Annotated in this window: 11 protein-coding genes; 7 read left to right on the top strand and 4 right to left on the bottom strand. The window is 64.3% G+C overall.

Going from position 1 to position 11,494, the window contains the following annotated elements; all coding sequences use genetic code 11:
• Positions 1-3: 3 nt before the first annotated feature.
• Genes AC5V87_RS19065 through AC5V87_RS19055 form a run of 3 tightly spaced genes read right to left on the bottom strand, consistent with a single transcriptional unit; the run spans position 4 to position 2,605 of the window.
• Complete coding sequence (locus tag AC5V87_RS19065; RefSeq protein ID WP_495367452.1) at positions 4-1,026, bottom strand: ABC transporter substrate-binding protein; 1,023 nt, start codon at positions 1,024-1,026, stop codon at positions 4-6.
• A gap of 30 nt (positions 1,027-1,056) precedes the next feature.
• Positions 1,057-1,830: an ABC transporter permease gene (locus tag AC5V87_RS19060; RefSeq protein WP_456838778.1), complete on the bottom strand. Its 774-nt coding sequence runs from the start codon at positions 1,828-1,830 to the stop codon at positions 1,057-1,059.
• Positions 1,814-2,605: an ABC transporter ATP-binding protein gene (locus AC5V87_RS19055; protein WP_495367451.1), complete on the bottom strand. Its 792-nt coding sequence runs from the start codon at positions 2,603-2,605 to the stop codon at positions 1,814-1,816. The genes AC5V87_RS19060 and AC5V87_RS19055 overlap by 17 nt, the downstream gene beginning before the upstream one ends.
• A gap of 161 nt (positions 2,606-2,766) precedes the next feature.
• Here AC5V87_RS19055 and AC5V87_RS19050 point away from each other — a divergent pair, with 161 nt between their 5' ends.
• The 5 genes from AC5V87_RS19050 to AC5V87_RS19030 all read left to right on the top strand — a co-directional run bounded on the left by AC5V87_RS19050 (position 2,767) and on the right by AC5V87_RS19030 (position 7,868).
• Entirely contained in the window at positions 2,767-3,456 is a 690-nt protein-coding gene (locus tag AC5V87_RS19050) for an IclR family transcriptional regulator (RefSeq protein ID WP_456838780.1), read from the top strand.
• A 399-nt stretch (positions 3,457-3,855) separates the two neighbouring features.
• Positions 3,856-4,707 carry a phosphodiesterase gene (locus tag AC5V87_RS19045; RefSeq protein ID WP_456838781.1) on the top strand — a complete coding sequence of 284 codons (852 nt, stop codon included), beginning with the start codon at positions 3,856-3,858 and terminating at the stop codon, positions 4,705-4,707.
• Position 4,708: 1 nt separating this feature from the next.
• A complete protein-coding gene (locus tag AC5V87_RS19040) occupies positions 4,709-5,659 on the top strand; it encodes a carbohydrate ABC transporter permease (RefSeq protein ID WP_495367450.1) in 951 nt (316 codons plus the stop codon).
• Positions 5,656-6,525 (top strand): carbohydrate ABC transporter permease, encoded by an 870-nt coding sequence (locus AC5V87_RS19035; RefSeq protein ID WP_495367449.1) that lies wholly within the window; start codon positions 5,656-5,658, stop codon positions 6,523-6,525. Before AC5V87_RS19040 ends, AC5V87_RS19035 begins: the two co-directional genes overlap by 4 nt.
• A gap of 11 nt (positions 6,526-6,536) precedes the next feature.
• Positions 6,537-7,868 carry an ABC transporter substrate-binding protein gene (locus AC5V87_RS19030; RefSeq protein ID WP_495367448.1) on the top strand — a complete coding sequence of 444 codons (1,332 nt, stop codon included), beginning with the start codon at positions 6,537-6,539 and terminating at the stop codon, positions 7,866-7,868.
• 76 nt (positions 7,869-7,944) lie between these two features.
• Here AC5V87_RS19030 and AC5V87_RS19025 read toward each other — a convergent pair whose 3' ends face one another.
• A complete protein-coding gene (locus AC5V87_RS19025) occupies positions 7,945-8,934 on the bottom strand; it encodes a zinc-dependent alcohol dehydrogenase family protein (RefSeq protein WP_495367447.1) in 990 nt (329 codons plus the stop codon).
• A 103-nt stretch (positions 8,935-9,037) separates the two neighbouring features.
• On the opposite strand from AC5V87_RS19025, the gene AC5V87_RS19020 reads away from it, so the two are divergent.
• Both AC5V87_RS19020 and rnd read left to right on the top strand, forming a co-directional pair.
• Positions 9,038-9,937 carry a LysR family transcriptional regulator gene (locus AC5V87_RS19020; protein ID WP_495367446.1) on the top strand — a complete coding sequence of 300 codons (900 nt, stop codon included), beginning with the start codon at positions 9,038-9,040 and terminating at the stop codon, positions 9,935-9,937.
• 356 nt (positions 9,938-10,293) lie between these two features.
• Positions 10,294-11,442, top strand: coding sequence for a ribonuclease D (rnd, locus tag AC5V87_RS19015; protein WP_456838787.1), 1,149 nt, complete (start codon positions 10,294-10,296; stop codon positions 11,440-11,442).
• Positions 11,443-11,494: the final 52 nt, after the last annotated feature.

Below are 11,494 nucleotides of genomic sequence, written 5' to 3'. Positions count from 1 at the left end.
CCCCTACTTCAGTAGCTCGGCAGCGCGCACGGCGAAGCGGTTGGTGAAGGTCTTGGTGAGATCGATCTTGGCGGCCGCGATCTTGGGATCGTACTCGCTGAGCACACCAAGGGGCACCTTAGCGGCCTCGACATCCATCTGGCCGGTCTGCGAGAACAACGCCTTCGACGCCGTCATGATCTCGATGTTGACGTCACGATTGTCAGTCTTGTAGCCAGCGGGGATCGCGTCGACGAGCTGCTCGGTCGGGACCGAGTTGATCCAGCGGTGCGTCTTCAGGAGCGCGTTGACGAGGCGCTGCACCGTCTCCGGATTTTTGTCGATGAAGGACTGCTGAAGATAGAGGCAGGCCGTCGGGTAGATGCCGCCGAAGGCCTGCTTGGATCCCTCGATCGTGCGCGCGTCAAACAGTGGCGTCGCCGAGTTCTTGCGTGCCAGCAGCGTCGCAATCGGATCGAAATAGACGAGCGCGTCGATGTTCTTGGCCTCGAGCGCGACCATGCCCGGTGCCCCGCTGCCGACGGCGATGATGTTGACGTCGCGTGGTCCGAGCCCGGCTTTCTTGATGTAATAGCGCGCCATGGTGTCGGTCGACGAGCCGGGCGCAGTGATGCCGAGCTTGAGGCCCTTCAGATCGGCTCCGGTCTTGACCTTGTCGGCAAGGCCGTTGCGGACTCCGAGCAGCACGCCCGGGACGTCGTTGAGCAGGAATACGCAGGAGATCTCCTTACCCTGCGCCTGCATCTGTATCGTGTGGTCATAGAAGCCGACGGTACCGTCGACCGAGCCACCGACCAGCGCCTGCAGCGCCTTCGAGCCGCCGGCCTGGAAGTTCTCGACGGTGACGTCGAGCCCCTCCTCCTTGAACATACCGAGCTTCACGCCGAGCTCGAGCGGCATGTAGTTGAGGATCTGGGAGCCGACGGCGATCTTGAGCTTGGCCTTTTCGGGCTCGCCGGCCTGCGCCGAGAGGATGGAAAGACCGATCGCCGATACGACGAGGATCAGCCGGGTGAAGACGCGCATGCGAACCTCCATGTTTGCGTTATTGTTCGGTCAGACTTCGTGGGCCGGCGCGGGACGCCACACCAGGAGCCGTTTCTCGGCGCGATCGACCACCGCATCCAGGGCGACGACGAAGGCGGACAGCACGATGATGCCGGCGAACACACCGGCGGCATCGAGCACGCCCTCGGCCTGGGCGATCAGGTGACCGAGTCCGGCGGACGAGCCGAGATACTCGGCGACCACCGCGCCCATCACGGCCATACCGACGGAGACCCGCAAGCTCGACAAGATCCAGGTCGTGGCCGACGGCAGGTAGACGTGGCGCAGCAAAGACCATTTGGACGCGCGCAGCAGGCGGGCATTGGCGAGCACCACCGGGTTGACCTCGCGCACGCCCTGGAAGGTGTTGAAGAAGGCGACGAACAGCACCAGCGTGAGGCCCAGCGCCACCTTCGAGGTCAGACCGAGGCCGAACCAGATCACGAAGATCGGTCCGAGCAGAATACGCGGGATGGCGTTGAACATCTTGATGAAGGGCTGCACGACCTCGGCCGCAAACGGGCTCAGGCCAAGCCATATACCGAGCGTGGTGCCGATCGCGATCCCCGCCACGAAGGACAGGATCGTCTCCAGCAGCGTGACGCCGACGTCGGTCCAGAAATCCGCGGTCGACATCCATTCGCCGATCCTCGCCACCAGCGTCGATGGCGCCGGAAAGAAGAACGGGTCGATCAGCCCTGCTCGCACGCCGGACTCCCAGACCAAGAGCAGGCTTAGCACGATCGCGACCTGAACGAGAACGACTTTACCTTTGCGCGGCATAGCTCTTCTCCACTTCGGCGCCGAGCAGCGACCAGATTTGACGATAGAGTGCGACGAATTCATCGGTGGTCTGGAGCGCCGATACGTCGCGCGGGCGTGGCAGCGTGATCGGGACGTCGCCGACCATGCGGCTGCCCGGTCCCGCCGACATCACCACAACGCGGTCAGCGAGCGTGATCGCCTCGTCGAGATCGTGGGTGATGAAGATCAGGGAGCGCCGCTCCGCCTGCCAGAGATCGAGCAGGATACGGTGCATCAGCCGGCGGGTGTGCACGTCGAGCGCCGAGAACGGCTCGTCCATCAAAACGATCCTCGGCTCCATGATCAGGGTCTGGGCCATCGCCACGCGCTTGCGCTGGCCGCCCGACAGCTGATGCGGATAGCGCTCCTCAAAACCCTTCAGGCCGACCTTAGCGAGCCAGGGCCGCGCCTGCGCCCGCGCCTCCTCGACCGACTTGCCCTGAAACACGAGGCCGAGGCCGACATTGTCCTGCGCCGTCTTCCAGGGCAGCAGTCCTTCCTGCTGAAGCATGTAGCCGGACTGGTCATTCAGCCCCGCGAGCGGCTTGCCGAAGATGCGGACATCGCCGGCGGCGGGCTTCAGCAATCCGGTGACGGTGTTGAGGATGGTCGACTTGCCACAGCCGGTCGGCCCGACCACCGCGACGAACTCGGCCTCGCCAACCTGGAGGTTCATGCTTTTGACGGCGGTGAAATCGCCGAAGCGGATCATGACGTCGCGCAAATCGACGGCCGAGGCCGGCTGCCCTTCCATTGTTTCGCTCCGTAGAACCAGTTCTATTATCCAAAACCCATACCCCAGACGCGCCATATGAGTCAAATTGATTTCGCAAAATAGAACCTACATATCGGCAGTTTTATCGACTTTCGGACGCACTTGTGATATTTGTTCTATACAGCAGAACAGGAGCTGAAATGACCAAGACAGGCGTTGATGCGGTGGCGCGGGCGCTGGCGATCCTCAAGGCCTTTGGGCCGGAGCGCAGCGCCATGACGCTGACTGAGATTGCCGAGGCGACTGATCTCTATAAGAGCACGGTGCTTCGTCTCGCCGCGACGCTGGAGAGCGATGGCTTTCTTGTTCGCGGCGCAGACCGGCTGTTCCGCCCCGGGCCAGAACTCTGGCGCCTCGGTGCGCTCTATCAGCGCGGCCTTGATCTCGGCGACCTCGTGAGACCGACGCTGCATCGCCTGGTCGAAGCGACTGGCGAGACGGCCTCGTTCTATATTGCCGACGGCGACGAGCGCATCTGCCTCTACCGGGTCAACTCCCCGCGCTCCGTACGGCATCATCTCGACGAGGGCCAGCGACTGCCGATCGATCGTGGCGCCGCCGGTCGCGTGCTCACTGCCTATCGCGATGCCGCTTCGGCCGAAGCCAGGAAAATCCGCGAGCGCGGTTTCTACGTGTCGCTCGGCGAGCGTGATCCCGAGGTCGCAGCTGCCGCAGTCCCCGTGATCGATGTCCAGGGCAAGTTGCGCGGCGCCTTGTCAGTGTCAGCGATCCGGACGCGCTTCGACGCAGAGGCGCGCAAGGCCGCCATCGACGTTCTGACTTACGAGGCCAAAGCCTTGAGCGGTCTGCTGCCCGCCAGTGAGCGCTGACGCCGGATCGGTCACTTCTGCGCCGCCGGCGCACGCCTCGAAGACGCAGCCATTGCCGGACTCGAAGGTGTTGCAAACGCTTCGCGGGACGGAGCGACAAACTCCGCCCTACGTTCTTCCGCCGGGCCGCGCCGGCCGTAAATTCTGATTCTGTTTTGCCCGACGTTTCAAAGGATGTCGAAACACGGTGAGCCATCCCCCCGGCAACCTGGCTACTGTGCATGGGGTTGTTTTCGATATTTTGCAGGGGCATCCGGCTCGGCGTCCTCGCCGGCGCTTCCTGTGGAATTCGAGGCCTCCGGAACCACTGTCATCAAACTGAAACACACGCGTTCTAACGGGCTGGCAGGCCGTCTTGCCGGAGGCGACCATCCTCCAACAGTCCCCGACAAGCGCGCCATGCCTTTCAAATTCATCCACATCACCGACACGCATCTCGCGAACCCCGGGCTGAAGCTCTATGGGCTCGATCCGCGCGCCCGGTTGGATGCGGCGGTCGCCGACATCAACAAGCACCAGTCCGACGCCGCGTTTGCGGTGGTGACCGGCGACCTCACCCATTGGGGCGAGCCGGAATCCTACGGCAATTTCGCCGAGGCGATGTCTGCGCTGAAAATGCCTTACGTCGCCATGGTCGGTAATCACGACAAGCGCGTGGCCTGCCTCGACGGCCTTCGGTCCGCGCCGCGCGATGCCAACGGCTTCGTGCAGGGCACCCGGACGACCGAGCACGGCCTGTTCGTTTTCCTCGACACCCTGGACGAGACCAGCCACGCCGGCGAGATGTGCGAAAAGCGCCTCAACTGGCTCGCCGGCACGCTGGCGGCGGCGCCGGACGACATGCCGTTCGTCGTGTTCATGCACCACCCGCCCTTCCCGGTCGGCGTCCACGCGATGGACGAGATCGCACTGAAGCAGAGCACCGAATTCGCCGAGGTGATCGCGCCGTATCGTTCGCGCATCCGCCACCTGTTCTTCGGCCATGTGCACCGCCCGATCTTCGGCAGCTACGGCAAGATCCCGTTCTCCACCCTGCGCGGCACCAACCACCAGGTCTGGTTCGAGCTCGACGCTGCGGCCACCGAGCATCTGGCGAGCCACGAGCCGCCGGCTTACGGCGTGGTGCTGATCGACCGGGAGAACCTCGTCGTGCACAGCCACGACTTCCTCGACCAGAGTCTGCGCTTCCCGTTCGAGCCACCCGCGGGCGTGGACGGCCGCGACTATGCGCTCAACTTCCCGGCGCGGTGAGATGAGCCTCGCTGAACCCGCGGCTCTCCCGGTCGCGGCATCGGCGCCGCCGCGCCTCAAAATCCTGAAGCGGTTCTCCCATCGCTTCAACGCCTCGCTGCCGGCCTATCTGCTGCTGCTGCCCTCGCTCGTCTTCCTCGCGCTGTTCACCTATGGCGCGATGGGCCGCGTCGTCATCGACGCGCTCTATCAGCGCGCGACACCGAAGGCGCCGGTGCGCTTCGTCGGCCTCGACAATATCAACGCGGTGCTGGCCGACCCCGCCTTCACCGGCGCGGTCATCAACAATCTCGTCTACGCCATCGGCACGGCAGTCCCGAGCATCGCGCTTGCGCTTCTGTTCGCGCTGGCGCTGGCGCGGACCAATGCCGTGACCAGCGCGCTGCGCGCCGCGCTGTTCCTCCCCGTCCTGATCCCGATGGTCGCCGCCTCCGCGCTGTTCCTGTTCATCTTCCTGCCCAATGTCGGCCTGCTCGATTATTACATCGGCCGGCTGCTGCCGGTGCTGCCGAACTGGCTCGGCGATCCCGATATCGCGCTGTACGCGATCATGGTCATCACGATCTGGAAGAACGCCGGCTATTACATGCTGTTCTTCCTCGCGGGCCTGCAGTCCGTGCCCGAGGATGTCATGGAGGCCGCCCATCTCGACGGCGCGGGGCCTTGGCAGCGCTTCCGGCACATTACTCTGCCGGAGCTGAAGCCTACCTTCCTGTTCGTGATCGTGATCGCGACGCTCAACGCGGTGACGCAGGTCGACCACGTCTTCGTCATGACCAAGGGCGGGCCGTCGAACGCCACCAATCTCGTGCTGTTCTACGTCTACCAGCAGGCGGTCGAGCATTACGACATCGGCAAGGCGTCGGCGGCGACGCTGCTGACGCTCGCCGCCCTGATGGGCCTCACCGCGCTCTCGTTCCGCACCATGGCAAACCGCGAGGGCGGGCCATGAAGCTGATCGATGCACTGTGGAAGGACGCCCCGCTCGCGACCCGCCGCGAGATCACGCCCAAGCTCGGCTTCCTGCTGACCATGCTGCTCGCGCTGGTCTGGTTGATCCCGTTCCTGTGGATGGGCGTGGCGACGTTGCGCCCGGCTTCCGACGGCATCAACTTGATGGCCGAGCTGATGCCGAGCCTGAAGCCCACGCTCGACAACATCAGGGATGCCTGGGAGATCGGTGATTTCCCGCGCTATTTCCTCAACACCACGATCATCTGCACCGGCATCCTCCTGGTGCAATTCGTCACGATCACGCTGGCGGGCTTCGCCTTCGCGCGGCTCGATTTCGCCGCCAAGACCCTGATCTTCTATTTATTCCTGATGCAGCTGATGCTGGTGCCGGTGCTGCTGATCGTGCCGAATTTGCGCATCGTCGCGCAGTTCGGCCTCTACGACACGCTCACTGGGGTGATGATGCCGTTCTTCGCCTCCGCCTTCGGCACCTTCCTGATGCGGCAGGCGTTCGAGGCGATCCCGACCGAGCTGGAGGACGCCGCCCTGATCGATGGCGCCAGCCTGTTCCAGCGCATCCGCCACATCTACGTGCCGCTGTCGCTGCCGAGCTTTTCCGCCTTCGCCATCATCTCCGTGACCAGCCACTGGAACGACTTTCTGTGGCCGCTGATGGTGATCAATTCACCGGACAAGCGACCGCTCACCGTTGGGCTCTCGGTCTTCACCGCGACGGCGGAAGGCACCCAGGCCTGGGGCACCATCGCCGCCGGCACGCTGATGGTGATCGCGCCGCTGCTCATCACCTTCCTGATCTTCCAGAAGCGCTTCATCAGCTCTTTCGTCACCTCAGGCATCAAATAGGAGATTTTCCGATGCTGTTTACCCGCAGGCTCATGCTGGGCCTCGCCGTGGCTGGCTCCATGGCAGGCGCCCTCGCCGTCCCGGCGATGGCCGAAGGTCCGACCGAGATCGACCTGTTCTTCCCCGTGCCGGTCGACGGCAAGCTCGCCCGTGACATGGGCACGTTGATCAAGGAGTTCAACGAGACCCATCCGGCGATCAAGGCGACCGCCGTCTATACCGGCTCCTATGACGACACGCTGATCAAGACCCGCGCTTCGATCAAGGCCGGCAAGCCCCCGGCTGCCGTCATCATGTCGGCGAACTTCCTGCTCGACATGCAGATCGAGAACGAGCTCACCAATCTCGACGGTCTGATCGCCGCCGACGGCAGCACCAAGGACCAGTTCCTCGGCCAGTTCTTCCCTGCGCTGCAGGGCAATGCGGTGATCAACCGCTCGGTCTATGGCGTGCCGTTCCACAATTCGACGCCGCTGCTCTACATCAACGCCGACAAGGCCAAGGAAGCCGGCCTCGATCCGGACAAGCCGCCGCAGACCTGGGCCGAGCTCACCGACTGGGCCAAGAAGCTCACCAAGCGCGAGGGCGACAAGGTGACCCAATGGGGCATCGCGATCCCCTGCGCCTACGACTATTGCGGCTGGATGATGGAAACGCTCACCATGACCAACGGCGGGCGCTACTACAACGAGGAGTTCGGCGGTGAAGTCTACTACGACACGCCCTCGATGCTCGGTGCGCTGACCTGGTGGAACGACCTCATCTACAAGCACAAGGTCCACGCCCCCGGCGCCACGCCCGGCCCCGCCGTCAGCACCTCCTTCATCTCCGGCAATGCCGCGATGATGATGCTCTCGACGGGCTCGCTCACCTACGTGCGCGACAATGCCAAGTTCGCCTACAAGGTCGCCTTCATCCCGCGCAACGTCCGCAACGCCGTGCCGATCGGCGGCGCCTCGCTGATCATGCCGGCAGGCCTCGGGGCCGACAAGCAGAAGGCCGCCTGGACGCTGATCAAGTGGATGACCTCGCCCGAGAAGAGCGGCTGGTGGAGCCGTGCCACCGGTTATTTCGCGCCCAACATGGCCGCCTACAAGACGCCCGAGATGGTCGACTTCCTCAACAAGAACCCGGACGCCAAGACCGCCGTCGAGCAGCTCGACGTGGCAAAACCCTGGTTCGCGACCTACAAGACCGTCCCTGTCCGCAAGAACCTCGAGGACGAGGTCATGCTCGTCCTCAACGGCAAGAAGCAGCCGAAGGAAGCCCTCGCCGCCGCCCAGAAGGCTGCGGACGAAACGCTCAAGCCGTACAATGCCGAGACCTCGCTGAAGCTGCCGTAAGGCGGGCGTTCGATTGACCGATAAATTTCGGCGCCCCGCAGTGCGGGGCGCCGAATGCGTTTTTGGACGCACCGACTCAGAACGTCACAACGATCTTCCCGAACTGCGCATTCGACTCCAGGAAACGATGCGCCTCGACGATATCCTCGAACCGAAAGATTCGAGCGATGATCGGCCGCAACGTCCCATCCGCGAGCCCCTCGAGGATGAAGGCCTTGGCTCGCGCAAGGCGCACGGAATCGCGGATGATCTCGTGCACGAGGTAGCCGCGCAACACCAGGCTCTTGGTCAACACGTTGAACAGCGGAAACGGCGTCGGCTCGGGGCTCAGCCCGCCATACTCGATCAAGATGCCGCCCGGCGACATGGCCGCGGTCAGCGGCTCGAAGGCTGGCCCGCCGACGGCGTCAAAGACCACGCGGACACCCTTCGAACCGGCGATCTCCGCCAGCCGCGCGCGGATATCCTCTTCGGCCGATGCGATGACGTGGCCCGCGCCGGCATCGAGCAAGGCTTTCCGCTTCGCCGAGGTTCGCGTCAAGGCGATAGGAACTGCGCCGATCCGGTTCGCGATCTGGATGGCCGCCAGCCCGACGCTGCTCGATGCCGCCGTGATGGCGACGACATCCCCTCGCAAGAGTCCGGCGATGTCGACCAGCGCCCCGTAGGCCGTCAGATACTGCATCCATACCGCGGCAGCCGTCTCGAAGCCGAGCTCGGGCGGATGCTTCACGACGAGTTCGGCCGGGAATGTCGCGAGCTCGGCATAGGCCGGCCATCGCACCATCGACAAGGGCGGCACGACGCTGACGGCATCACCCGGCACGAAGCCGATCACGCCTTCCCCGACCGCCTCGACGATGCCGGCCGCCTCCAGACCAAGGCCGGACGGAAATATCGCGCTCTCGATATAGGTGCCCCTTCGCAACAGGGCTTCCGCGCGGTTGAGCCCAAGCGCCCAGACCCGGATCTGAACTTCACCCCTTGCCGGCGGCGGAACGTCGACAGTTTCGATGCGCAGCACCCCAGGGCCGCCATGTTGATAAAAGCGGACGACGCGAGCCATGGGCACACTCCAAGACAGTTGAACTGAATGGAGCTATGCCGAACCTGGGGAAGCCGATAAATCGGCTCCACGAGCCAACAGTCGAAACCAGGAGTTTTCAATCATGGACCGCCTGACCAGCATGGCCGTGTTCGTTCGGGCCGTCGACCTCGGCTCGTTCGCCGCGGCGGCCGACGCCCTGGAGATGTCTGGGCCGATGGTCGGCAAGCATGTGCGATTCCTCGAAGAGCGCCTCGGCGTCCGCCTCCTCAACCGCACGACGCGGCGCCAGAGCCTGACCGAGACTGGCCAGGCCTATTACGAGCGCTGCCGTGCGGTGCTGAGCGAGGCCGAAGCGGCCGATGCCGCCATTGCCGAAGAGTTGTCCGAGCCGCGCGGCAGGCTGCGCGTGACCATGCCGGCCCTGCTGGGACGGCACTGCATCGCGCCGCTCTTGATGAAACTCGCGCGGAAATATCCGCACCTTGAACTCGACCTCTCCTTCGGCGATCCGATCGCCGACATCATGGAGGCCGGCTACGATCTTGCGATCCGCACCGGCTATCTCGACGACCAGTTCGGCCTGATCGCGCGGCGCATCGCACGCCAGCGGATGGTGGTGTGCGGCGCGCGCTCGTATTTGCGTGCCAACGGCAGGCCGAAATCGCTCGACGATCTCGGCGCTCACCAGGCGATCATCTACCGCCGCTCTGGACGCGTCCGGCCGTGGCTGTTTCCGCGGGAGGGCGAGCCTCCACGCGAGATCATGCCGTCAGGGCGGCTGAGGCTGGACGATATGGAGGCGATCGCCGATGCCGCCGCACAAGGCATGGGGCTTGCGTGGCTGCCCTATTGGCTGGTCCGCGAACGCCTTAACACCGGCGCGCTGGTCGATGTCTTCGCGAGCCAGGGCGAATTCCTCTATGACTGCCACGCGTTGTGGCCGCGTTCGCCCCACCTGCCCCCAAAAGTCCGTGTCGCCGTGGACACGCTGGCCGCGGCCTTGCCGAAGCTGATGGCGTGAAGCGAAGCTCAGGCCCCCCGTTAACTTCCCGTCCACCATTCGGCCTGGCCCGCCGCCGGTAACCACGAGAATTAACAGACCGTCAACGCACCCCCGACAAATCTATCAATGTTTCTGGAGATTTCGCCGTGGATCTGTTGGTTTTCGAGTTCCTGGGACTGGCCCTGGTCGCCATGTGCGTGGTCGTGGTGGCGCTGCCCTGCGCCCGCAAATCCTCGCACCGAATCCGGTACGAATAGGAATTTTCCGCGGAAAGGGCCGATTTCGGCCCGATGCAGGGCTCGAATTCGCTCAGAGCCCCTTGACATCACAGCACTTTCGGCAGAACGGCTGATGGCACGTGTCATGGGCCGTTCATGGATTTAATTACCACCACCGCTGACCTCGCGGCTGCCTGCAGCCGCCTCGCCAAGCACCCCGTCATTACCGTCGATACCGAGTTCCTGCGCGAGACCACCTATTACCCGCTGCTGTGCGTGGTGCAGATGGCCAGCGCCGAGGAGGCCGTGGTCATCGACGCCCTTGCCGAGGGCATCGACCTCAAGCCGTTCTTCGAGCTGATGGCCAATGAGAGCGTGCTGAAGGTGTTCCACGCCGCCCGCCAGGACATCGAGATCATCTGGCATCAGGCCAACATCATCCCCCACCCGGTGTTCGACACCCAGGTCGCCGCCATGGTGCTGGGCTATGGCGACAGCATCGCCTACGACCAGCTGGTCGAGAAGGTCACAGGCCATCGCCCGGACAAGACCCACCGCTTCACCGACTGGTCGCGTCGGCCGCTTAGCAAAGAGCAGATGCATTACGCGGTGTCCGACGTCACGCATTTGCGCGACGTCTTCGCCGCGCTCGACGCCGACCTGAAGAAGCGCCGACGCAGCGAATGGGTCTCGATCGAGATGGAGGTTTTGACCTCGCCCCGCACCTACGACTTCCACCCCGAGCGCGCCTGGGAGCGGCTGAAGACGCGCGTGCGCAAGCCCAAGGACCTCGCCGTCCTGATGGAGGTCGCGGCATGGCGCGAGCAGGAGGCGCAGAGCCGCGACGTGCCGCGCGGGCGCGTGCTGCGCGACGAGGCCATCAGCGATATCGCCACCCATGCGCCGAACACGCTCGAGAAGCTCGCCCATCTTCGCTCGGTGCCGAAGGGCTTTGAGAAATCCAAATGGGGCGCGGATATCATCGCCGCGGTCGAGCGCGGGCTGGCGCGGGATTTCTCCACGCTGCCGAAGCTGGAGAAGCCGCGCAACAACAATAACGGCGCGGCGATCGTCGAGCTGTTGAAGGTGCTGCTGCGCATGACCGCGGAGCGCCATGCGGTCGCGAGCAAAGTGATCGCCACCGTCGACGATCTCGAGGAGATCGCAGCCAGTGACGAGGCCGACGTCCCCGCCTTGCGCGGCTGGCGCCGCGAGCTGTTCGGCGAGGCCGCCTTGAAGCTCAAGCGCGGCGAGCTGGCGCTGGCGATCGAAAAGGGCCGCGTGGTCGGGGTGCAGCGGGCGTAGGCCCGCACAAACGCTCGCTATAGCTGGCGCAATGCCAACCACAGGTCATTGC

The organism is Bradyrhizobium sp. SOJA106 (genome assembly GCF_059448745.1).
The sequence above is the reverse complement of the archived record's forward strand: the minus strand, read 5'-3'. Positions and strand labels throughout refer to the sequence as shown.